The sequence below is a fragment of the Legionella sp. PC1000 genome, from assembly GCF_014109805.1.
In the GTDB taxonomy this organism is placed as follows: Bacteria; Pseudomonadota; Gammaproteobacteria; order Legionellales; family Legionellaceae; genus Legionella; species Legionella resiliens.
This window is the reverse complement of sequence record NZ_CP059400.1, coordinates 3,772,310-3,795,199: the sequence shown is the minus strand read 5'-3', so window position 1 is coordinate 3,795,199 and position 22,890 is coordinate 3,772,310. Positions and strand designations below refer to the sequence as shown.

Sequence of the window (22,890 nt, the reverse complement as noted above, 5' to 3'; positions counted from 1 at the left end):
GTACCGCGCTTAATTTCTTTGTCTACGTACCGCGCTTTATGCGCGGTATCCAGGAGATCTTGCTATAAAAATGCTCAGCGAGGTAGGTTGGGTCGTTTGACCTGAGGTATCGTCAGTTTTTTGATGTGAAAACCTCCACTAATTTTTTCGTCCTACATACCGCGCTTAATTTCTTTGTCTACGTACCGCGCTTTATGCGCGGTATCCAGGAGATCTTGCTATAAAAATGCTCAGCGAGGTAGGTTGGGTCGTTTGACCTGAGGTATCGTCAGTTTTTTGATGAGAAACCCCCACTAATTTTTTCGCCTACCTACCGCGCTTAATTTCTTCGCCTACGTACCGCGCTTTATGCGCGGTATCCAGGAGATCTTGCTATAGAAATGCTCAGCGAGGTAGGTTGGATCGTTTTGGCCCAACAAAGCAATCTAAGTAGGTTTGGTTTTGTTCGTCGCGTCATCATTTTTCTCTGACTCTGTATCGCCATAGATGGTAAACGCTTTTTTGGGCGAGTCTGACCAGAAATTAAATTGGTTTACAGCTAAGTTGGTGTTTAGATTTTCTTTATGGGTGTTCTGGGGGAGAACTTGACTCAAGTCTACTGGCTTTTCTAAGACAATCGTTTCATCGTCAAGTAGTTCTACGGCATCTTCTAAGTTGTGTATCCCACCGTACACTAATAAAACCTTTCTAACTCCAGTCTCATCTGCAGCACATTTCGATAAAATAATCGCTTCTTTTTCACGCGTCTCTCGAAATTTTTGTTCAATATCTATAAGAGAACCGTAATTGCTTCTTAAAGAATTAATATCGTGCACCAACTTCTCTGTAGTTTCCAAAGAAGCTGATGGGTAAAGTGTATCTAGAAGACCAAGATATAAAAGAATTGGCGCTCCGTGCTGCCCTCTTAATTGGGCTTTTTGCTCCGGTGATAATTCATCAAATTCTTTATCAAAGGTTTCCTTATTAAAATGAGTCCGGATCTGCTGGGTAATTTCTTTTTCGGGATCGATTTCGGCAGAAGACCAAGTTTCACTAAGTCCTTCATGGACAACAATATATTCCGGGTGGGTGAGAATATATTTAGCGACTGCAAATTGGGAAGCAGCCAGTTCTTCTTCACAAACTTCTTGATCAAATTGTTTATTACTTTTTGCTGAAGTTTGATAAGTCCACCAATCGGGAGCAACAGGACTATGTGTCATTTTAACATGAGTAATTGAAGTCATATCGTGCGAGTCAGATTGGACTGCTTTATTTGGCATAACTACAAAGCTCCAATTAATTGATATACTAAGTATAGTAAAAATAATGCATGGTACATCCCAGTTGGACACTAAATTCAGCGCTAGCCTACGCTGATTTTGGATTTTTTTGAATAGGTGGATGGAACCTGGTTATAGAAAATCTATGGTGCCAGGTCGTTCCTTTATGCCTTGCAACGAACTGATGCTATAATTGGGTCACAACGACACTATAAAGTCTTGAATCTTATGCATAGCGTGTTTCACAATATTGATCTTTTAATAAATAAAGCCAAGTTATATCTTAATGAGACTCAATCTATTCTAAGTAAACTTCTTCAAGAAACAGCTGATGGTGACGATGAAGACTCTTCTGATGAAGATAAAATTCTCAAAATTCAATTAACGCTGCAATATCGTTTAAGTTGTGAAGATGCCTTGAGCTTTATATTTCAGCTGGATCATAATGTGCTGTATTATCTGGGTATTCAACCCAGGCAGTCCGCTAAAATGAATATGGATCGATTAGCCTATGCGGTAGGAAATGAGGATTTAAAACAAATCTTAAATGTTTTAGCCATATTAACCGGGTCCCTCTCTAAAATTGTGGCAAGTTATAAATCCAGCCATAACTCGTTTTCATTTAAAGATAAAGGATCGCAAAAACATCACCTGATCACGAAAGAATTGTCGATGCTCCTTACCAAACAAAACCAATTCTTAGAAGTGCTTCACCAGTTGGATCCAGAAATGGAACTGCTTATAAAACAACAAGCTGGAGAGCCTATTTTTGATTACATTGCAGCACTAAGAGGGCCCATTTCACATTTTCACCAAGCCATCATTCATGGTCTTGAACAGGCAAAACAGCTCTACCTCCAGGTAAATAAAACACCTTTAATTGATTATCAACTTAATGCGGTGCTAAAGGAAACGCAACAAGTACTTCACTTAATGCCAAGTACCTTTAACCCACATCCCAATTATCCCCTCAAACAGTTTGATCACCCAACGACTTCGGAACAATTAGAACAACGCGCTGCTGCAAAACGATTACGGCCTTTTTTTGGTTAAAAAATTAAAATTTCAATTAGTCATTTTATCTTGAAATATATAGGAATTCCCATTTCCCGTTTCTAACAATTTTATTTTGATGCGCTGAATAAGTTTTTGTTCCTTGATACCTGAATTCGGAGATTAGGCTGCAAAAAATGAACATGAAAACTATAGTCATGGGGTGCCGATCCCATACTAAGCAACTATTGTCTGGAAAATGATGGGTTTGTGGACGCCAAATATTGATGTTCAAAAATTTGTATTTCACAAAGAAAACCAGTTCGAAAACTCTATACATTAATCAAAGTTCATTTTAATCTATTCTTTTAGGCTTTCTGAACAACAAGGAATAATAATGAGAGTAGGGTATGCCAGAGTTTCAACACATGAACAAAATTTAAACTTGCAACTTGATGAACTGAAAAAGGCAGGATGCGAGCAAATTTTTACGGATAAGATTAGTGGTTCTGTATCTGAACGACCTGGTTTAGAGAAAGTTGAAAATTTTCTAAGAGAAGGAGATGTTTTGGTTGTTTGGCGATTAGATAGGTTAGGACGATCTCTCAAGCATCTTATTTCTTATGTGAGCAAGCTAGAAGAAAACGGAATCGGTTTTCATAGTGTAACCGAGGCTATCAACACAGAGACACCCTCAGGTAAGTTTATGTTTCATGTCTTTGGTGCTCTTTCTGAGTTTGAGCGTAATTTAATTAAAGAGCGAACATGCGCGGGTCTTGAAGCAGCTAGGGCGAGAGGGCGACAAGGTGGTAGACCAACTAAGTTAAATGCAGAGCAAATAGAGCTTGTTAAGACTTTATATTCTAATAAGAAACACCCAATAGGTGTAATTTGTAAGATGGTTGGGATAGGAAAAACTACGCTATATAAATATATTTATAAGTAGAGGCACTTGAAGAAACAAAAAAAAATAAGAAATAACTGCGTAGTTGTAAGATCTTTACTGGTGCACTTATAAAAAATAGAAGGCATAATGATGTATAGTTAAAAATATACCATAGGTTAGGTATTGTTTTAATGGTTTATTATCGCTTATTGATGAAAAACAGGTCAGTGATTTTTAATATATATTGTGAACCGAGGTTGAAGAGGAAATAGTGTCTGTCTTGAAAGATATACTCGAATGGTCGGAGGAGCGCCCGGCTTGGCAACGGGATGCTTTGCGTCGTCTTGTTCTCAATGATGAGCTTTCTGAGGACGATCTACGGGAACTAGGAGAAATCTGCAAAAGCTCTCATGGTCTGAGTGAACAACGGGATCCTTTGCCACTGACGAAAGATCATATACCCTCATTCGATAAAACAACATCTCCAGTTATCCTCCACTCAATCTATCATCACCGTGGAGTCAATGCATTGGCGGAAGGCCAAACCTTGAATTTTTCTTCTTCCCTTACAGTTGTTTATGGGGATAATGCGGCCGGTAAAACAGGATACATCAGGATTCTGAAAAGCGCCTGCCGTGCTAGAGGCCAAGAAAGCATACTTGGTAACGTCATCTCTGGAGGCACTCCCCACACCCCAACTGTCTCAATAAAATACCAGGTAGGAGCCGAATCTGAGTTACAGGAATGGGCCGGAGAAGGAGAGGATGATTTTATCTCCCGAGTAAGTGTTTTCGATACCCAGTCAGCCGCCGTCTATTTGACAGAAAAAACTGATGTTGCATTCCGGCCATTTGGCCTTGATCTTTTCGACAAACTTGTAAAAGTATGTAAGACCATTCGCTCAAATCTGGAAAGAGAAAAGCGTGATATTAGTACAAATAGATTGCTTTTATTTCAGAGTCAAGTTCCAGATGGATCGCGTGTTGGGAAATTTCTAGCGGGCATTTCATCACTGACAAAACCAGAAACAGTACTGTCCCTTGCTCGCTTCTCACAGGAAGAAGAGTCTCGTTTTTCCTTATTGGAAAAGTCTTTACAGGATTTGCAGGCCAATGATACAGAAAAGTTGGCTCAGCAAATGAAACTTCGTACAGGCCGCATTCGAACCCTTGTTAAACATCTTCAATTAGTTGAAACAACGCTTTCGAAAAAAGCTGTATCTGCCGTTTTTGATGCTAGAGCGGAGGGACTCCGTAAAAAGGAAGAAGCGAAAAGGCTGCGCGAAGTAACCTTTCCCGAAGGAATGCTTGATGGTACAGGATCGGAAGTATGGTCACAATTATGGGAGGCAGCAAAACGGTTCTCTGAAGAATTGGCTTATCAGGGGCAAGAATTTCCGGTTGTTGAAAATGATGCACAATGCGTTTTATGTCAACAAAATATAGATCATGAAGCAGTCCACCGACTCAAGCAGTTTCAGACTTTCGTTGCGTCTACAACTGAACGTGAACTTCGTAAATTACGTGAGGAGTATGTTAACATAAAAAAAGAGTTCGTAGAGTTTCAGACTTTAAATGAAACAATCCAAGATACCCTCAAAGAAATTCGTATCGAGGATGAAGATTTTGCTAATGCTGTTTCCACTGCATTGAATAATAATGAAAGCCGTCGTATAAAGATTGTAACTGCTTTAAATGAAAATAAGGATATCTCTGCGGATTGTCCAGAACTGATGTTGATATCTAGTGAGGTTGAAGCATTAGCCCTGCAGCTTGAAGAACGAATAAAAGCTTTAAGCAATAGTGCTAACGACGAAGAAAAGAAGCGCATGTCCTCTGAGATGCAAGAGTTCCGTGCACGAAAAATACTGGCTAAGCATGTGCAACTCGTATTGAATGAAATTGAGAGAAAGAAAAAGTTGGCAGCGTATGAGCTATGCTTAAACGACACAAAGACCGAGTCAATTACTAAGAAAAGTACTTCCGTTACAAAATCATATGTCACCCGTAAGCTCAAGAAGAGTTTTAGTGATGAACTCGAAAATTTGGCTTTTCGTCATGTCGAGGTTGAGTTGAAGGAAGCAGGTGGAACGGAAGGTGTACTTTATCACAAACTTATTCTTACTCGCGCGCCGGGTGTTGAATTGCCACGCGTTGTCAGTGAAGGCGAACAGCGATGCTTATCCATAGCTGCATTCTTTGCAGAACTTAGTACAGCTGACGATTCGTCAGGCATCATATTTGATGATCCTGTTTCATCGCTTGATTATAAATGGCGCGAAGATGTTGCCAAACGACTTGTTTTAGAGTCGCAGAAAAGACAAGTTATTGTATTCACTCATGATATTGTATTTTTGCTTCAACTTAAACAATTTTCAGAAGATTTGGGTGTTAAGCAATTAGATCAGCATATAAGACAACTTTACATAGGCGCTGGCGTGTGTGCTGAAGATTTACCTTGGGTTGCATTACCTATAAAGAAGAAGATTGGTTTCCTTAAAAAACTATACCAAGACTCAGAAAAGCTATACCGCGAAGGTCACAAAGCAGCCTACGAAAAGGAGGCTAGTTACATCTACGGTATGCTTCGGGAAGCATGGGAGCGAGCACTTGAAGAAGTTCTTTTGGGCGGTGTAGTTGAAAGATATCGCCCTAGTATCCAGACACAACAAGTTAAACAAGTTGCGGATATAACAGAAGAGGATTGTAAAACCTTAAGTGAGGCCATGACAAAATGTTCAAAATGGTTACCCGGCCACGATCAGGCACCTGCAGCGAGAGCTGAACTGCCGGAACCGAATGTCTTAAAGGCTGACATTGACCAACTAGAAAATTGGGTTTCAGCTATTCGTAAGCGTCGAAATTAGAACGACGAAAAGTAGTAGATTATATCGCGCATAAAACTCCTCTCTCACTCAAAGATTTTTCAGAGTAGTATTGATTCCTTAATACGATTAGTGAATATAAGATCACATAGGAATGTATTTTGTCTTTGATATTACCTCAATGCCGGCTAGTTTTATATTTAGTTCAATATTTATTCAAATATTTGTCTACAATTAAAATAAATCAAGGAAGAAATTATGAAGGCATTAGGATTAAGATGTTCTACCAAAGAAATAATATTTGCTGTTTATGATAATGAACAAAACGAAGTTATAACAATAGAACCAATAAAACTTTCCAATGCATTTTCATTGCCTCAGCAACTGCATGAAGTACGCGTTGAATTAATAACTATTATAAAAAAGAATATTATAACCCATGCTGGTATTAGAACTGCCGAACCCATTGCAAAAATCAACTTAAATAGAGTTTATTTTGAAGGAGTTATTTTAGAGTCTTTTGCGGAATGTAACATTACAAAATACTATAAAGGTCCAATCGCTACAATTTCCTCAAAAATTGGAATCCCAAAGAAAAATTTTAAGCTTTACACTAAAGGATTATTAAATTATGAAAAAGTTAATAATTGGGATTCTCTTAAAGAAAATGAAAAGGAAGCTTTGCTCACAGCTATAGGAGCAATAAATGCTTAAAATTGAAACCAAAACTGTATTAGCATTTACCATAGAATGTGAAATTGGTCAGGAGGGTAGAAACTCTAGAGTATATAAATGTTATGATTCTGCTCTGGATGCCACGCTAGTGGTTAAAAAAATTAAAAAATCCTCATTTATAGATCAAGAGCGGTTTTTTCAAGAGTCTCAGATTTTATATAACGTAGAGCATCCAAATATCGTATCCGTCCAGTATGCATCTCAAGATGAAGATTACATTTATATTGCAATGCAATATTATCCACAAGGTTCTCTTAGTTGTTTGATGCAAACCAGATTTTTAACTGTTAAAGAAATAATTAAGTATGCCCGACAAATAACGAAAGGAATAAGTCATATACATTCAAAAGGCTTTATTCATTTTGATATTAAGCCTGATAATATTTTATTATCTAATGACATAGCCATGCTATCTGACTTTGGTCTTGCTCATTATACGAATGAATTTGGACTTTCTGAGCCCAGCCGTCTTTATTTGAAACAAATTCCACCTGAAGCAATAAACATTGAACAGACCCAATATACCTATGCTTATGATGTATATCAATTTGGATTAACCCTGTATAGGATGTGTGTAGGCAACAAGGAATTTAATATTCAATTTGATCAATTTAATAATAGAGAACAATTAGACAACGCAATTTTAAAAGGTCAATTTCCAAATAGGAATAAATACCCCCTACACATACCACCTAAAATAAAAAAGATAATCAATAAATGCTTAAATATATCACCAGATGATAGATATCAATCTGTTAACGATATTTGTAATCAGCTCTCAAATATTGATAAGAACTGGCTTGAATGGCAATATTTTGAAAACAGATCGATCAAAAAATGGACTAAAATTAATGAAGGACATATAATAAGCCTCGAGATAAATCATAAGGGAGACTCTATCGCAAGAAAATTATTTAATAATAATAAAGAGAGAAAGATCTCTAAATATAGAATCAAGAAAATAAAAAATAGGGATATTCTTAGCTTTTTAAGGAGTTATTAATGAAAAAACAAATTAAATTAACCAAAGAAAAATTTACACTGCGCTCGGAACCAAATGGTTATAAGGGTAAGGGAATGACTTATAAAGAAAAATTAGAAAAATCAATAAATCAAAGAAAGTTTAGAGAGTTTGAAGAAATCCTTAATAATGATGGATATATTATTAGGGTTAAAAAATAAGGCATATTATAAAATACTTCAATTTTTTTCTAATACAATATCTGTTTTTTTCTAACCTAACTTAATATTTTACATAATATAGATTCATAATCTAAGAAGATATAAATATTCAAAAAGACATCTGGAAGTAATAGAACTTTCTATTGAGAATCAAAAGAAGCAGGGAGCTTAATAGCATTTAAAAATTCTGATTACTTTGAACAGTAGACTTTATGCAGAAAACTGGCCTCTAAATAGACGAATACTTGAAAAACAGATTTATTTAGCCTCATAAGCGGCAACGTTCGCAAAACCCCCATTTTTTTTACTTCACATTTAACTACATAAGATCCCTCATGAAATAAAAGAGGACAGAAAGATTTTCGAAGTCATATATATAAAGTATGAAATTCTCATTCATCGCTATTTGACTATTTTTTTAGTACACTTCATTATTAAATGTTAATACATCTAATTAATAGGTTAGATTAATAAACTTTATTAACAATAAATTTGATTGTCCTATTTAGGAAATATTTATATCTATACTTAGAAACGTAGAGTAATTATGTTCGCATTATCTCCTTCTCTCGAAATTGGCTCCTATGAATATCTTTTAAATGAGAGGGTATCTTCCTATAAGCAACTTGTTGATTTAATTGAAAAATCACATGCAACTAGCTTGAGTGATTTAGTTGAAAAGGATATTGCACAAAAGTATTTAAATCTTGTTTTGGAAAAATTTAATAAAGCTCCTATTCCTAATCTAAACGTATTTATTAGAGGTACTATAGATTATTTATCTAAATTGAATGATGCTGAATATCCTCTTCCTCTATTATATTATCAAGGTAATCTTGATTATCTATATACTAGGGGAGTTGCTGTTGTAGGATCGAGAAAGCCCTCTGAGACTGGTATAAAAAGAACACAGAAATTAGTTAAAGAGTTAGTATCTGAGGATTTAACAATAATTTCTGGATTGGCGTCTGGAATAGATACTGCAGCACACAAAACATCTATAGAGTTAAAAGGTAGAACTATCGCTGTAATAGGAACACCAATTACTCATTTTTATCCTCCTGAAAATAGATCTCTTCAACAATTGATTGCACAGGATCATTTGTTAATCTCGCAAGTTCCAATTATTAGATATGAGAATGGAAATCCTAAAAGTAATCGCTTTAATTTTCCAGAAAGAAATAAAACTATGTCTGCAATCAGTGAGGCAACAATCATTGTAGAAGCTGGAAATACTTCGGGCTCACTAACACAAGCAACAGCAGCAATTAAACAAAAAAGAAAATTATTTATTCTTAACAATAATTTTGAAAATAAAAACTTAACATGGCCTGAAAAATTTGAGAGATTAGGCGCCATTCGTGTTAAAAGCACCAACGATATATTGGATCATTTACTTTGATGTATAAAATACTTGCTTTAGAAAATTGGGAATTAGAAAGAAATCGCTTTGCCCTAGAAGAAACTGATAAATGTTATTATTATATGACATACGATTCATGGTCTAGTATATTTGATAATGAACAAAAACAGATCGTTTCGAATTTAAAAATTTCCCCCCAAGATATTCGTAAGAATCCCCTGAGAGAAAAGTACAAAACAAAGAGTATAGCGACTATTTCTGAGTGGTTAATACAGACAATTAAGAAACATCCTGAATTAACTAATTTTTTATGGATCCCTGCTCCTCCATCAAAAGCACCTGGGGATGAAAATCATGATAATAGGTTAGTTAGAATATTAGAGTTGGTTAGTGCTGCTATTCCTGAATTTATTTTTTTTGATGCACTTTATGTTAAAAAATCGGTGGACGAAAGCCATAAGACAAATGAAAGAGATGTGCAAAAAAAACTACAGAATTTAGGAATTGACGAGAGTTTTATCAATAAACTTAAAAATAAAAGTGTTGTTATTTTTGATGATGTATTAACTACCGGTACAACATTTAAAACTGCACAAATAAAAATTCATCAGATTGATAATGCCTTAAAAGTTATTGGTATTTTTATTGCCAAAGCAATAGCCACTTCGAATGATATTATGTAATGTTTATTCTATTAGCCACGGTGAATTAAATATTTTCTAACTACGTGAGGACTAAATCTTATAGTTTTCTAAAAGGGAAGGGCTGGGATTAAACCACTAATAATCACTATAAAGTCTGATTAATTGTAATCTCAGACTCAAAACTGTAATTCATAAATAAATCTCTGAGCAATTTTAATGGTCATATTATATTATTATGATAAAAAGTTTAGCGAAGTCTAGACTAAACACCCCAATGTGCACCAAAAAAGGTATAGTTGATGGACAGAACTTCTAATGATCCACTGCACGGCATTACCCTAGAGGCTATCTTAAATAGTTTGTTAATTTGTTATGGCTGGGAAGGCCTGGCGGAAAGAGTCAAAGTTAACTGCTTTTCTTCCAACCCCAGTATCAAATCAAGCCTTAAATTCCTGCGCAAAACACCATGGGCAAGAAAGGAAATTGAAACCCTTTATCTTGCTTCCTTAAAAGATAAAAATTGCGACAACTCATAATTACTGGAGTAATAAAATAATATGAAAGATGTTTTCATTAATAAAGAACCTGTTGAACTCTTTAAAATTCTTAAATTTGAAGGTATCACCTCGAGTGGAGCAGAAGCTAAGGATATGATAGCTGCGGGCTCTGTTTTGGTAAACGGCATAATAGAAAAACAGAAAAGAAAAAAGATGGTTGCAGGAGATACGATTGAATTGAAAGGCGAGGTCTTTCGACTAAAGTTGGGTGCTAATTAACATTTCTATACACTCAGGTTCTAGTAAAAGTAGGTGAATATCAAGTAGGATTACAGCGTTCCAAAGATATTTTCATATTGTGAGAGTAGGGCATTTGTGGTGCGCGCTGGAAAGTATACTAAGTCTGATTACTGTGATAATCAGATTTAAATAGAAGCAATCTATGTCATATTAAGTGCGCATCAGTGTTGCGACACTTCATTCTTCTGTAATAGAAAACAACATGACAACTCAATCCCTCAGCTCATCTTAATTCTGATAAATACCTTTCTACCCTTAGCCTCTGGAATGGATTTTAAACTGTTACGACAGGTAAATGATGTGGTTAAAGTTCCCCCTCAAGGTTATGACAACCTGTTGTGCGCGGTTATAACTGAGGGCGAATCCTTTCAAATGGCGTTAGATTTGGCTGAGTCTGCGTTGAATCGTGTTGATTGTGTTTTTCAATAAATTTTATTCTTTATATATCTCTTTCTTCATTTTTTAAAATCAAAGGAATCGTCGGGCCAAGGCCCGACCTACGCTTGAGAAGTAGAGCATTACTCCCCAAGCCCCTGATTTCTACTGAAACCCAGGTCGCCTTTCTTATACATCCACTATGCTTTAAAATAAATCATATAAATTTTAATTGAGCAAAATGCTCAATTGTAACAAGCACTATACTTATAAAGATTATGACTCAAAAAACTGGAACTGCTAATTTACCCTTACATTATGGTCGTGTGCCAACATGGCTCGCCGAACGCATGACTAAATTGGGTGCTATCATAAGCCAAGCCATTATCCTCCATTATGGACGTGACGAATTGTTACGTCGTTTAGCCAACCCGTTTTGGTTTCAGTCTTTTGGTAGTCTCATGGGCATGGATTGGCATTCCTCAGGTATTACCACCAGTGTGATAGGCGCTTTAAAACGAGGATTAAGTCCTTTGTCTAAAGAATTAGGATTGCACGTGTGTGGTGGAAGAGGCAAATACTCGCGCAATACACCCCACGAGCTTGTTGCGATTGGTTCGGATGTGGGTTTTGACGGGACGGAACTCGCTCAGACCAGTCGACTAGTAGCAAAGGTAGATAGTGCGGCCATTCAAGATGGCTACGACCTTTACTTGCATAGCTTTATAGTAGCTGATGATGGAAAATGGACGGTTATTCAGCAGGGAATGAATACGGCTAATAAGCAAGCACGACGATATCATTGGCTATCGGAAGGACTACAAAGTTTTGTTATTGCTCCGCATGCAGCTATAGAAGGACGCCCTCAAGGCAGTATCATTAACCTGACAGATGAGCGGGCTCAACTCTCCCATTATAAGCAGCTTGAGATTTTGCAAACACTTTCGCCGGAACGCATTATAGCCGAAGCTTCTAAACCTTTACCTCAGTGCTTAAGCGTGCCGCATCTCGATATGCCAACCCATCACGATGTCCGCCCTGAAAATATTTCATTACGACGTTTGCATGGTAATATTGCGGCAGCTATCGAGTGTGGCCCCAAAGACTTCTCTGAGCTTCTTTTAACCCCTAAAGTCGGTGCTCGAACCATTCTCACCTTAGCGATGGTAGCTGAGGTCATTCATGGGGCACCTTACCGGTTTTCCGATCCAGCTCGATTTTCCATAGCTCTGGGAGGGAAAGACCGCCATCCCTTTCCTGTTCCCATTAAAGTGTATGACGAAACGATAGGGGTTTTAAAAACGGCGATTCAAAAAGCGGCCCTAGGGCAAAAAGAAAAATTAGATGCGATTAAACGATTGGATCAACAAGCTCGGGAACTTGAACAACATATTATCAGTGGACCCTCAGTAGAAGACATCATTAAGCATGAAAAAGAAGTCTCCTGGATGTATGGTGGCCGAAGTGTATTGGGGTTTGAACGTAGTGATGACATACAGCCTGAGTCTTAAGTAAATGCTTTATGTATCTCTTTCTTCACTTTTTTAAATCAAAGGAATCGTCGGGCCAAGGCCCGACCTACGCTTACTGATTCTTCTCAATTATTTTTCTGAAAGCTCTTTTACTTTCTGCAATGCTTTTGGAAATTTATCCTCAAACATTTTTTTCCATTCTTCCGACGTATCTAAACGAACAGTCAATGTGGTCACCCCGTCCTTTTCTTTGAGGGTATAATCCTCTAAAGCTCCGGACCATTCTTTGGGGGATTGTTCCTCCCCATTGATTATCTCAGCCAGATGCTTAAACGACATAAACTCATTAGGAATTTTTTTCTCAATGACGCTCGACATGCCATTGTTACTCTTTGGATCAATAAACTGTATTCTGCTGCCTTCCCGCCAATCACTCACAGCATAAGAACCTTCAGCAAAAACATGAGTCCAATCCGTAAAGGTTTTGTCTCCCCAAAGTATGTTCCAGACTTTTTCCTTGGAGGCATTAATATTAATTGAAAAATGCAGGGTTTCCATTCGAGTTCTTCTCCTCATGATTCTGTATCTCCAGTGTATTCTGAATCGGTTATGTGTCAATGTTTTCAGGTACTATCTAACTTGTTCAAACAAATCAAAAGTTTAGACGACAGAGCTCCAAAAATAGTGATATTATCGACTGTAATACTGCATTGTTTTTGTTGGTCAATGACGTCCATTCGATGCATGAAGTATGGTCATAGGGATAACATCGAAAGCCAGTAACAATGCACAAACAAGGTGACCATTTCAATACTATAAGGACATAGGCCCCCTATGAATACATTGACATTAAATACAATAACTCGTCTTATTCAAAGCCATCAAAAACCCTTTTTATCCTCATATAAAAAAAACAGAATACCTCTCTGCCTTTTCTTTTCGGCATCTTTAATCACTCTTCCTTCTCTTCATGTTCATGCCGCAACGTTTCCTCCGCCTGGAACTGATGCGATTTATAATACAGCGGGTGATAATATTGATGCGACCGTTCCAGGTACGTCCAAGCTGATCCTCAATGCTGGACAGAACACCACTCTCGCCATTGATGGGATTACGCTACAGATTCTTAACTTTAATAACCTCGGTGGCGGAGCAATTCGTGTAAATGATGGAGGAATGCTGACAATTCAAAGTATTGATGGTGGAGTCGCCAATTTTAATATGAATACAAGCACTTCTGCCGGAGCGATTTCTAATGCAGGCACTGCATTAATTAACAACAGTATTTTTAACGATAATCACGCAACAAATGGTTCTGGTGGAGCGATTTCTAATGCAGGCTTCAATGCATTAGCAATTATTAACAATAGTACTTTTAGCAATAATACTGCAACGAATGGCTCTGGTGGGGCAATATTTAATGGAGGCAGCACCGCAATTATTAACAATAGTTCTTTTAACAATAATAGTACAACAGGCTCGGGTGGGGCGATTTTTAATAATACAGGAATCCTCACTATTACCGATAGCTCTTTTACCAACAACGATGCGTCGTTTGGCGGAGCGATAGCTAGCCTTAATGGTACAGTTAATCTCAATACCACCACGGGTAATACTTCACTCTTTAACGGCAATACTGACAACTCGGGCCGAAACTCCATTACTTTTTTTGGGGTGGGTCTCACCACATTGAACATCGATAACCAAAATAACGCCTTACTTGACATGAGAGACCCTATTCGGGAGGCTCTCTCCCCCACCCATTCTACCCATATAACCCAAACTGGATCTGGTGTTTGGGCACTGGGTGGGGATTCTAATTTTACCTCGGCGCTCGAAGTGGATTTCACTATCAATGGCGGCAGGCTTTATCTCTACAACACTGACGGCAGTTTAGGAGTGACGGATGGTACTATTGCCCTTCCTGGCACTGGTTCGTTTACCTTGGGAATGGGCGCTTCTTTGGTGGCGGGGGGCAATAATACCATTAGTGCGCAAACATCGACTGTTACATTTGAAAATGGCAGCATCATTCGCGGCGGTAGCAGCAGTCAGGCTCTGGGGGGTGGTTCTGGTCTATTTGAAAACGGAGGGAGTACTCATCTAACGATTACGGCAGATAATGGCGTTGCACTCAATGGCCAAGTGACTCTGGCGGCCCTTGATGTGGGTGATACATTTGGTTTAGATGCCGTGTTAGGGGATGGCATTGGTGTTGGAAGCATTTTAAAAAACGGCAATGGAGTGGTAGTCCTCGAGGGAGTAAATACCTATACAGGAGGCACAGGTATTCAAGGCGGCGTGTTGTCAGTCTCCCAGGATGCAAACTTAGGAAATGCTTTAGGCAATCTATCAATGAATGGCGGCGCTTTGCGCAATACGCTTTCTTTTTCCAGCAGTCGTAACGTCAATTTAGGAGCCGGAGGCGGCATCTTTGATACACAAGCTGACCTGATCTTAAACGGGACTATCAGTGGCAATGGGTTGCTTACTAAAATCGGGGGTAGCACTTTGGTGCTCAATGGCATCAATACCTATACTGCAGAAACATACATTGCGGATGGCACCTTGTCTTTAGGGCCTACGGGCAGCATTGCTTCAAGTTCTGGCGTAAGCTTAATTGGCAGTTCTGCGGTGTTAGATATTGGCTTGTTGAGTGCTCAAACGATACAAGATTTAAGTGGCGTGGCGGGCAGTGTTGTGGACGTGCTGGGCAGCCTCGCTTTTGGAACAGAAAACTCTACGGTGTTTCAGGGAATGTTTCAGCAAAATGGAAATTTAGTCAAGCAAGGTATCGGTGAAGTCGCATTAACTGGCGACAGCAGTGCCTTTGCTGGACACACTACCATACAGGAAGGGACCTTGCGAGTGAATGGGCAATTAGGCGGTTCGCTTCGGGTAAGCAGCAATGGCCGCTTGATGGGAACAGGGAGTGTGGGTTCTTTGCAAGTGGATGGCACTATTGCCCCAGGAAATTCTATTGGTACCTTATCTATCAATGGCAATTATAGTCAAAGTACGGGATCTATCTATGAGGTGGAAATAAATGCTCAGGGCAATAGCGACCTCATTGCGGTTACGGGCAGTGCTTTGATAAATGGTGGAACTGTTCTGGTCATACAAGAACCGGGTACTTATACTCCAGGGCTTCGTTACACGATTTTGTCGGCCGCCGGTGGTTTAAGCGGCACCTATGATGCCCTATTACCACCTCCAACCTTGTTTTTAGCGTATTTATTAGATTACGATAGCAATAATGTATATTTGATACTATCCCGATTGGCGTCTGCCTTTGCCGACTTTGCAACTACGCTTAATCAAGCAGCCGTAGCCAATGCCGCCCAATCTCTAGGATTGGGTAATCCAGTCTATAATGCGATCTTAAATCTAACGAGTGCTTCTCAAGCTCAACAAGCTTTTAATGCTCTTTCCGGTGAAGCACATGCCTCTATCCTGGGTTCCTGGATAGAAGACAGCCGGTATGTACGCAACGCCACTTTAAACCGCTTAACCCAAGCATTTATGCCCCAAGTGACTGCAGAAAAAGACAAATTTGGCAACCCTGTGGTGTTAACTCCTGGTGGTACGGCATTGTGGGGCCAGGCATTTGGCAGCTGGGGGCATATTGAGTCTGATGGTAATGCAGCGCAGGTATCGCGAAATATCGGCGGCTTATTTATCGGTGCAGACCGTGAATTTGGCCCTGTGCGATTAGGAGTATTAGGAGGCTATAGCCGCAGCAAGGTCGATATTGATCATCGAGCATCTGATGCCCGTAGTGATGATTACTCTCTAGGAGTTTATGCTGGTAAGCAATTTCACCCATGGGTCGCTAAAGCCGGTGCGGTATACACCTGGCATCAGCTGGATATGACCCGGGATGTAAGCTTTCCCGGATTTTTCAATAACCTTAGGTCTGACGTCAATGGCCATACCGCCCAGGGCTTTGCGGAACTTGGTTATCAAACCCATTTCAGGCAAATGAACCTAGAACCTTTTGTGGGGATTGCCTATGTGGATGTGGATTCAGGTGCATGGCGAGAAACCGGAGGCGCTGCGGCCTTAAGAGGGGATAATTCAGCGAATATGTTTTACTCAAGTTTGGGCGCCAGACAAGCCATGTTACTCTCCTTTATTGATGTAGCTGCGATTCATGAACGAGCCATGCTCGCCTGGCGCCACGCCTATGACGACACTGCAATTAAGTCGACCTTTAATTTTGTCAGCGGCGGCATCCCCTTTGTGATTCAAGGAGCCCCTATTGCCAAAGATTCCTTCGTGCTGGATGTTGGTTTAGATACGGACATCCCCCGTAAAAACCTTAATTTCAGGCTTGCCTACATGGGGCAGTTCGCCAGGGAAGTAGAAGATAATGGGGTATCAGGTACGCTGAGTTGGATAGGGGATTAGAGGATATGAAATAGAGGTAGTTATGAAAAGAGTGGCATTGTCATAATGCCACTCTTCTTAAAGTCTGATTATAGAAGAAACGGAATAAGCGCTTTTCTTTCCTTAGCGAAGTAGGTTGGGTCGTTTTGACCTGAGGTATCGTCACTTTTTCATTTTAAATTTCTCTACGTACTGCTTAAATTTCTCTATGTACTGCACTTTATGCGCGGTACGTAGGCGAAAAAATTTGTGTGGGTTTTCATCAAAAAACTGACGCTACCTCAGGTCAAAACGACCCGACCTACGCTTTCTTTTATTTCTTGTGCTTACCTAATTCAAAATTCAAGGCCTGACCCCATGCACTCAAATTTCTAATTAAAGTATTAGTACAACATGATTGAACTTCGTGAAATTGGATTTACAATGTAACTGTATGTGTTATATCTATTAACTATGTATTGCTATAAAACAACTCATTGGGAGAGTCAGTATATGCAATCAAAAAAAGATGTTTACAAAAAAAAGAGGCGCAGGATGACCGGTGTTGTATCCAATCCACCGGTAGGAAAAATAGTAGATTTTACTCATGTATTTGAGGAGTTCATGCGGACAGATCTCGCACGGCAGAATCTCGATAAACCGGCTTCAGGGGCTTATGACCGGGTCAAGCAGGAGATAACTGACGCCGAAGAAGAGTTAAATAAAATAAAAACAAAAAAAGGCAAAGCGAAAAAGAAAGCTGCATTAAATGAAACGATCACTCAAAAGAAAAAATGGGTAAGCGATGTAAATGATGCCGAAAGTAAAAACTTCTTGGCCTTCTGGGCTACTATGTTTCATGGTTATCGGATTGATTTAGTGGTTAATCAAAAAGAACATATTAGAAGACAGGGGTTAGTTGTTAAAGCAGCTAGTGAAGAATTTGTAAAACTATTGCTAAAAGTTCTCCCACAAGACATTAAAATAGAAGGAAAAACATATACTGCTTCGGAGTTAAAGGAATACAAAAGCATTCTTAATCGGTTTCATAAGTCAATTAAAAAAATCGTTATCGAGGATAAAAATGAAATTACTTCAGAACGAATTAAAAAGCTCCTTTCTGGTAATGATTTAACGATTGAGCATAACTGCACTGGCCATGCAATCTATACCCAAATATATCAAGAAAAAAATCAATTGGTCATTACACATTGCAACCGTGGGAATGGTCAAAGATCGACTTATAATTTAGTTTATCGCATCAATATCGCTGGCTTGGATTTAGATAAGTTAAAAACAGCCATTGAAACAATTACTAGCTTGGAAGTAGTAAAGGGTAATGAAGAGGACTATAAGAAATTTTACGATCAATATGATAAGACCCTAAAAGATTTGGGTTTCAGTTTTAGCTTGGGCAAACATTCAAAATCCCAAAAAATAGGTAATTGTGTCCTGGCAAATTTAAAAGGTCTGTTAAAAGAACGATTGCCTGAAGAGGTCTATAAATGGTGCACCATAGAAATGAGGAACCTAAGCACTATCCAGCATTTGATAAATCCTATGCTGCAATCAGGCAAAGATCTAAAAAATAAACCATTCAATATAGATACTGACGATGATTTTTTTCACCTGAGACAATTAATTAATTATATTTTTGATAAATCGGTGGAAGGAATAGTTAACTGTTATTTCGGTAATACCAGGAAATCTGAAAACTTACAGAAAGCATTCAAGGCGATAGGGGATTACGAGAAAATAATTAACGAGAATAAAGCGTTGAGTAAGGCGAATAGGGCTGCTATCAAAAATTATATTCATTCAAGAATAGATATATATAAAAAAATATCAATTAATGCCGAAATGCGACAACCTGAGATATTTTATCGAGTGCTGAGGAATGAGGCGGAGAAAATCGTTGCCTTATCCTCCGAAGACCCGGGTAAAAAAGAATTTTTCAACCATTTAATAAGAAAAGCGGCGAGCAACCCCAATTTTTTTAGTGATGTTTATGATTATTTTAACCGAGAAAAAAAAGAAAACAGCAGCGCGCTACTTAAATTAGTATTTACCCAATCTATAGAAATCATCACGGATGATTCTATTTTAAATGATCCAGAATACATTGCAGTCTTCCAAGGCTCGCTAAGAAAAATACTTTTAAAAGAATGTGAAAAAGTTCCTTGTGATCAAGAATTCATTGCATTATTAACAAAGACTCATTTGACCAACATAGATCCAACTTTATACATCGCCGCTTCTGTTACGATGAAAGAGAGCAAAAACGATGATAGCAAATATGCAACACTTAAATTATTGTTAGATTCCACTCTAAAAAACAGTGAGTTTTTAGATTTATTCGTGCGAAAAAAGAAGCCTCCAGTTTCCACTTTTTTCAAACAGAAGAGACAACCTCAAGGAAGTTCTGAGCTTTCTGCCTTTTTTAAAGCGGCAGCGGAATTTATTATTGAACATACAGAATTGCCTTCGACACAAGAAAAATTGCAACTACATATAGGTAAAATTTTTGATAAAATAACTGAACGTACAGCGGACAAAGATAAGGTAAAAAGATTTTTAGAACTGTTCTGTTATAAACAATTACTCGATTCTAAAAAAATCAATACAAAAAATATTGGCTATTGGAAGAATATCCCTGTACTTGCTAATCAATGCAAACAAATCAACTATTGTTTTCCTGATGCACTTCAAGCAGCAGACAGTGTACTTGATAGTTGTCGCAAATTAAAAACTTTAACCTCTAGACTGGCACCTAAACACGATGGAAAAGCCCATGAGCGAATTCAGGCTGCCTATTGTATCGTCTAGCTATTGATCCAATGTCGCCGCACTGTGGAATAATTTTAGGCAACCATTTTGAGGGGGATGACAGCCCATTTCAGGTACGTAACTGTAGTTATAGTATACGCCTCCACATTGCAGCATTATCCTTACGCAATAAGTTGAATTTTTCAAAGAAGAAACGGGATAAGCGCTTTTCTTTCCTTAGGATAATTGGAAAAATGTGAGCGATACCAACGATGATGCGCGATCGCCCGCGGAGCTAAATTGGCTATGGTCCACAAAGTAAAAGAAAAACCAGCAAGGGACCAAGTCGCCACTCCCCAACCAATCCATTGGAGCATTTCGCCAAAGTAATTTGGGCTGCTCAAAAAACGAAACATTCCTCCGTAGGGTATTTTGTAGGCTCCGGGTTTTTTATTTTTATTCATATCAAACAAAAGGTTGTCCGAATTTTGATGGATTATAAATCCTGAAGCAAAAAGTATAAAACCAACGATAAAATGGGGTGTTTGTAACGTTGAAAAGGTAATTTCTTGAAAATGAGTGAGCCAATAGGCATTTACAAAACCATTCACCGTCGTAAACAACGTGGCCGATATCGTGATAAAAATTGGAACCTGCTTTGCATTGTTCAAGCGAAACGGATAAATTAAGGAGCGATAGACGTAATGGAATTGCCACATTCCAAAAAATACCCAGGTAGAAGCAGATGGTCTTGCCATCAGAAAAATAACCAGAAATGTGATCACAGAGGGCAACTCCATAAAACACCAGGAAATCTTTGCAGGGATTTTAAGCCATGTGTCCCTTTGGTCATAACGCCCATAAGGCGCTCGTTTGAAAAAAAGGGTGAAAAATACCACAATAGCCAAGGCACTCCAGAAATAAAGAAATAAGGTGAGATTGTTTTGAGTCATAATTTAATTTTTCCACTCTGTGAAAACCAATGGAGAGTATCGTGGATTGTTGTTTCGATTTCCGTTATTTTGTACCCTAATTCATTTTCAGCTTTCGTACAATCCACCGTTGGTGGATACTTCAACGTGTCGATGGAGTATTTTGTAAAAAGCGGCTCTGTATTTGTGATTTTGGAAAAAAACTCCATGAAGGGCACCACAAAGTAAAGCATGTTTGGGGGAAGAAACAAGCGAGTCATTTTTTTTTGTCTTACAATCGATATCAGTCTGACCAACTGATGCATGTTTATGTCGTGGCCTCCCAAGATATAGCGTTCCCCGGATTTGCCTTTTTCCGCAGCAGTGATTGCTCCTTGAACCACGTCGCGAACGTCAACAAAATTAAATCCCCCGCGGACCAAGAAAGGGATGTGCCCTTTATATATTTTAATGATTGCAGTTCCCATGAGGGATAATTTATAGTCATTTGGGCCAATTACTCCTGTGGGATTAACCACAATTGCATTTAATCCTTGCTCACAACTATCAAGTACTATCTTTTCGGCATGGGCTTTAGATTGATCGTAAAGATTCACGGATTCTAAAGCAAGAGGGCAATTTTCATTTAAAATTTGAGAAATATTGGATTTTTTAGAGCTTTGCATTAGAGTGTGAATGGAACTAAAATGAACTAGCTTTTTTACGTGATTTTTAAGACACGCATTGACCACATTTTGGGTGCCTTGGATGTTTGTTTTACGGACTTCTTCTTCTTCTCGATTGGTAATAGCAATTTTTGCGGCTAAATGAAAAACGGTATCGATATCTCGAGTAGCATGATACAAAGACTCCAGATTTAAAATATCGCCTTGGTACACCTCCAAAGGAAAATGAGAGAGGTATTTGGGTATTTCGCCCCGCACCAGTATTCGGACATCATAGTGTTTTTTAATAAACTCAGCAATGAGGTTATTTCCAATGTGTCCACTAGCTCCCGTGACCAAGATTTTCATGGTTTTTTAACTTCCTATCCAGCATTTTAAAGTTCGAGTCCTAATATCGCTACATAACATATTGCCAGCTTCTCAGCTAACGCGCTTAACCACATTAGCTTTATTTAAAACATCAGGAGCCAGTTTTGCTAAAGACGAACAACCGAGAGAACGACACAATGCCCAAGCGGTCCGCATCGACCAGGGCGTTCACAGTCCCGGCAATGAAAATGTTGTAGAAATCTGTAAATCCTTTTGGAAAGAGGCGAACCGTTTCAAGGCCTAAAATCGCGCCGCCTACTGCCCGAGAACGAAGCGTGCCGGCCAGGAGCTTGTTTTCGGTAAAAAAGTAGCTCCATCCAAGATCTGTTGAAATTTCTGTTTCAGAGACCAGGCTCAGGCCCACGCTGCGAGCGGCATCTAGCAAATCTTCACTTGTGTGCAGAGGCGGCATGCCGGTCACAAACTCAATCCGCTCAACCAGTGCGCGATGCTGCGGATTATTCACGTCGTATTTAGGTGTCAGAACCGCATCATAGACTACATAGCGTCCATTGGGTTCCATGACACGATGGACGTGCCCAAATACTTGTGGAAGCAAATCCTTGGAAATGTATTTAAGTGAGTAAATGCTGTAAACTGAGGCCAGGAAATCGTTAGGAAACGGCAAATTTTGTATGTAATCCCCTTGGGTGACTTCGCACAAGTGGTCCAGATTTTGTTCACGATTGATGGCATTCGCCCGCTCTACTTCGGCCTCAGACAATGTGACCCCCAACACTTTCCCCTGGGAAAGCCGGGCAATATCGCGCGCCGCGCCACCAAGACCGCAACCCATATCAAGGGCTGTTTTCCCGGGTAAAAGGCAGAGTACGGAATTAATCCGCTGATGCAAGTTGGAAATGGTCTCCTCGCGTGATTGTCCCTCATGATCGGGCGGATAAAAAACCCAACTGCTGCCATAAGCAATTTCAATCACCTCAGCCATGAGGTCATAATAATGGGTAGCAACGACTGTATGGTTATGAGTCTGCTTCGCAAGAGAGAACAAGCGGTCGTGCTCTTTGACAAAAGAACTCAAGTCATTCCGTCTTATGAGGAAGCGTAACGTCTTCATGTAATTGATTAATAGCGACATAGGGTCTCCTCCTTGAATTGGAACACGCACAACAATTGTGTTTCCCCAATACTAATATTATTTAGAATAGCCAAGATTCAGAGGAAATAGCAAGCGTAGTTCAGTTGCTTGCAACTGTCTCACCTTTCAGGCATCACTGTAGATGTAGAATAGGTATTTTC

General features: G+C 38.9%; 19 protein-coding genes. 14 read left to right on the top strand and 5 right to left on the bottom strand.

All coding sequences use genetic code 11. The annotated features are described in order from the left end of the window. Positions 1 to 425: 425 nt before the first annotated feature. Positions 426 to 1,262 (bottom strand): hypothetical protein, encoded by an 837-nt coding sequence (locus FOLKNPGA_RS16645; RefSeq protein WP_182350940.1) that lies wholly within the window; start codon positions 1,260 to 1,262, stop codon positions 426 to 428. A gap of 228 nt (positions 1,263 to 1,490) precedes the next feature. Between FOLKNPGA_RS16645 and FOLKNPGA_RS16640 the strand changes: the two genes are divergently transcribed. From FOLKNPGA_RS16640 to FOLKNPGA_RS16585, 12 genes are all read left to right on the top strand, one after another. Beyond that, positions 1,491 to 2,315 carry a hypothetical protein gene (locus tag FOLKNPGA_RS16640; protein WP_182350939.1) on the top strand — a complete coding sequence of 275 codons (825 nt, stop codon included), beginning with the start codon at positions 1,491 to 1,493 and terminating at the stop codon, positions 2,313 to 2,315. Between the two features lie 337 nt (positions 2,316 to 2,652). Beyond that, entirely contained in the window at positions 2,653 to 3,201 is a 549-nt protein-coding gene (locus FOLKNPGA_RS16635) for a recombinase family protein (protein WP_182350938.1), read from the top strand. Positions 3,202 to 3,421: 220 nt separating this feature from the next. Continuing rightward, positions 3,422 to 6,007: an AAA family ATPase gene (locus FOLKNPGA_RS16630; protein ID WP_182350937.1), complete on the top strand. Its 2,586-nt coding sequence runs from the start codon at positions 3,422 to 3,424 to the stop codon at positions 6,005 to 6,007. A gap of 216 nt (positions 6,008 to 6,223) precedes the next feature. Beyond that, the gene (locus tag FOLKNPGA_RS16625; RefSeq protein ID WP_182350936.1) at positions 6,224 to 6,679 is read left to right on the top strand and encodes a hypothetical protein; all 456 of its coding nucleotides are present in this window, start codon (positions 6,224 to 6,226) and stop codon (positions 6,677 to 6,679) included. Continuing rightward, entirely contained in the window at positions 6,672 to 7,703 is a 1,032-nt protein-coding gene (locus FOLKNPGA_RS16620) for a serine/threonine-protein kinase (protein ID WP_182350935.1), read from the top strand. Before FOLKNPGA_RS16625 ends, FOLKNPGA_RS16620 begins: the two co-directional genes overlap by 8 nt. Further along, positions 7,703 to 7,882, top strand: coding sequence for a hypothetical protein (locus FOLKNPGA_RS16615; protein ID WP_182350934.1), 180 nt, complete (start codon positions 7,703 to 7,705; stop codon positions 7,880 to 7,882). The genes FOLKNPGA_RS16620 and FOLKNPGA_RS16615 overlap by 1 nt, the downstream gene beginning before the upstream one ends. 547 nt (positions 7,883 to 8,429) lie before the next feature. Then, entirely contained in the window at positions 8,430 to 9,284 is an 855-nt protein-coding gene (locus FOLKNPGA_RS16610) for a DNA-processing protein DprA (protein ID WP_182350933.1), read from the top strand. Beyond that, a complete protein-coding gene (locus tag FOLKNPGA_RS16605) occupies positions 9,284 to 9,928 on the top strand; it encodes a phosphoribosyltransferase (protein ID WP_182350932.1) in 645 nt (214 codons plus the stop codon). The genes FOLKNPGA_RS16610 and FOLKNPGA_RS16605 overlap by 1 nt, the downstream gene beginning before the upstream one ends. A 260-nt stretch (positions 9,929 to 10,188) precedes the next feature. After that, positions 10,189 to 10,425, top strand: a complete 237-nt coding sequence (locus tag FOLKNPGA_RS16600) for a VF530 family DNA-binding protein (RefSeq protein WP_101901306.1) — start codon at positions 10,189 to 10,191, stop codon at positions 10,423 to 10,425. 21 nt (positions 10,426 to 10,446) lie between these two features. Further along, positions 10,447 to 10,665: an RNA-binding S4 domain-containing protein gene (locus FOLKNPGA_RS16595; RefSeq protein ID WP_058517330.1), complete on the top strand. Its 219-nt coding sequence runs from the start codon at positions 10,447 to 10,449 to the stop codon at positions 10,663 to 10,665. A 288-nt stretch (positions 10,666 to 10,953) separates the two neighbouring features. Next, positions 10,954 to 11,115 (top strand): hypothetical protein, encoded by a 162-nt coding sequence (locus FOLKNPGA_RS16590; RefSeq protein ID WP_182350931.1) that lies wholly within the window; start codon positions 10,954 to 10,956, stop codon positions 11,113 to 11,115. A gap of 224 nt (positions 11,116 to 11,339) precedes the next feature. Further along, positions 11,340 to 12,572 (top strand): DUF763 domain-containing protein, encoded by a 1,233-nt coding sequence (locus tag FOLKNPGA_RS16585; protein WP_182350930.1) that lies wholly within the window; start codon positions 11,340 to 11,342, stop codon positions 12,570 to 12,572. Positions 12,573 to 12,662: 90 nt separating this feature from the next. Here the strand turns inward: FOLKNPGA_RS16585 and FOLKNPGA_RS16580 are convergent, their stop codons facing one another. Beyond that, on the bottom strand, positions 12,663 to 13,091 hold the full coding sequence (locus tag FOLKNPGA_RS16580) for an SRPBCC domain-containing protein (protein ID WP_182350929.1): 429 nt from the start codon (positions 13,089 to 13,091) through the stop codon (positions 12,663 to 12,665). 276 nt (positions 13,092 to 13,367) lie between these two features. On the opposite strand from FOLKNPGA_RS16580, the gene FOLKNPGA_RS16575 reads away from it, so the two are divergent. Beyond that, positions 13,368 to 16,943 (top strand): autotransporter domain-containing protein, encoded by a 3,576-nt coding sequence (locus tag FOLKNPGA_RS16575; protein WP_182350928.1) that lies wholly within the window; start codon positions 13,368 to 13,370, stop codon positions 16,941 to 16,943. Positions 16,944 to 17,456: 513 nt separating this feature from the next. Then, entirely contained in the window at positions 17,457 to 19,727 is a 2,271-nt protein-coding gene (locus tag FOLKNPGA_RS16570; RefSeq protein ID WP_255466006.1) for a hypothetical protein, read from the top strand. Positions 19,728 to 19,870: 143 nt separating this feature from the next. On the opposite strand, the gene FOLKNPGA_RS16565 is transcribed toward FOLKNPGA_RS16570, so the two are convergent. From FOLKNPGA_RS16565 to FOLKNPGA_RS16555, 3 genes are all read right to left on the bottom strand, one after another. Next, positions 19,871 to 20,620 carry a methyltransferase gene (locus tag FOLKNPGA_RS16565; protein ID WP_182350926.1) on the bottom strand — a complete coding sequence of 250 codons (750 nt, stop codon included), beginning with the start codon at positions 20,618 to 20,620 and terminating at the stop codon, positions 19,871 to 19,873. Beyond that, complete coding sequence (locus FOLKNPGA_RS16560) at positions 20,617 to 21,612, bottom strand: NAD-dependent epimerase/dehydratase family protein (RefSeq protein ID WP_182350925.1); 996 nt, start codon at positions 21,610 to 21,612, stop codon at positions 20,617 to 20,619. The genes FOLKNPGA_RS16565 and FOLKNPGA_RS16560 overlap by 4 nt, the downstream gene beginning before the upstream one ends. A gap of 112 nt (positions 21,613 to 21,724) precedes the next feature. Continuing rightward, positions 21,725 to 22,729 (bottom strand): cyclopropane-fatty-acyl-phospholipid synthase family protein, encoded by a 1,005-nt coding sequence (locus tag FOLKNPGA_RS16555; RefSeq protein ID WP_182350924.1) that lies wholly within the window; start codon positions 22,727 to 22,729, stop codon positions 21,725 to 21,727. Positions 22,730 to 22,890 lie beyond the last annotated feature (161 nt).

What these genes read in the sequence shown, in the direction of transcription:
- FOLKNPGA_RS16600 (WP_101901306.1), top strand. Translation starts at nt 10,189, where the DNA reads ATGGACAGAACTTCTAATGATCCACTGCACGGCATTACCCTAGAGGCT.
- FOLKNPGA_RS16615 (WP_182350934.1), top strand. Translation starts at nt 7,703, where the DNA reads ATGAAAAAACAAATTAAATTAACCAAAGAAAAATTTACACTGCGCTCG.
- FOLKNPGA_RS16575 (WP_182350928.1), top strand. Translation starts at nt 13,368, where the DNA reads ATGAATACATTGACATTAAATACAATAACTCGTCTTATTCAAAGCCAT.
- FOLKNPGA_RS16560 (WP_182350925.1), bottom strand. Translation starts at nt 21,612, where the DNA reads ATGAAAATCTTGGTCACGGGAGCTAGTGGACACATTGGAAATAACCTC.
- FOLKNPGA_RS16605 (WP_182350932.1), top strand. Translation starts at nt 9,284, where the DNA reads ATGTATAAAATACTTGCTTTAGAAAATTGGGAATTAGAAAGAAATCGC.
- FOLKNPGA_RS16590 (WP_182350931.1), top strand. Translation starts at nt 10,954, where the DNA reads ATGGATTTTAAACTGTTACGACAGGTAAATGATGTGGTTAAAGTTCCC.
- FOLKNPGA_RS16570 (WP_255466006.1), top strand. Translation starts at nt 17,457, where the DNA reads ATGACCGGTGTTGTATCCAATCCACCGGTAGGAAAAATAGTAGATTTT.
- FOLKNPGA_RS16565 (WP_182350926.1), bottom strand. Translation starts at nt 20,620, where the DNA reads ATGACTCAAAACAATCTCACCTTATTTCTTTATTTCTGGAGTGCCTTG.
- FOLKNPGA_RS16645 (WP_182350940.1), bottom strand. Translation starts at nt 1,262, where the DNA reads ATGCCAAATAAAGCAGTCCAATCTGACTCGCACGATATGACTTCAATT.
- FOLKNPGA_RS16610 (WP_182350933.1), top strand. Translation starts at nt 8,430, where the DNA reads ATGTTCGCATTATCTCCTTCTCTCGAAATTGGCTCCTATGAATATCTT.
- FOLKNPGA_RS16580 (WP_182350929.1), bottom strand. Translation starts at nt 13,091, where the DNA reads ATGGAAACCCTGCATTTTTCAATTAATATTAATGCCTCCAAGGAAAAA.
- FOLKNPGA_RS16585 (WP_182350930.1), top strand. Translation starts at nt 11,340, where the DNA reads ATGACTCAAAAAACTGGAACTGCTAATTTACCCTTACATTATGGTCGT.
- FOLKNPGA_RS16555 (WP_182350924.1), bottom strand. Translation starts at nt 22,729, where the DNA reads ATGTCGCTATTAATCAATTACATGAAGACGTTACGCTTCCTCATAAGA.
- FOLKNPGA_RS16625 (WP_182350936.1), top strand. Translation starts at nt 6,224, where the DNA reads ATGAAGGCATTAGGATTAAGATGTTCTACCAAAGAAATAATATTTGCT.
- FOLKNPGA_RS16595 (WP_058517330.1), top strand. Translation starts at nt 10,447, where the DNA reads ATGAAAGATGTTTTCATTAATAAAGAACCTGTTGAACTCTTTAAAATT.
- FOLKNPGA_RS16640 (WP_182350939.1), top strand. Translation starts at nt 1,491, where the DNA reads ATGCATAGCGTGTTTCACAATATTGATCTTTTAATAAATAAAGCCAAG.
- FOLKNPGA_RS16635 (WP_182350938.1), top strand. Translation starts at nt 2,653, where the DNA reads ATGAGAGTAGGGTATGCCAGAGTTTCAACACATGAACAAAATTTAAAC.
- FOLKNPGA_RS16620 (WP_182350935.1), top strand. Translation starts at nt 6,672, where the DNA reads ATGCTTAAAATTGAAACCAAAACTGTATTAGCATTTACCATAGAATGT.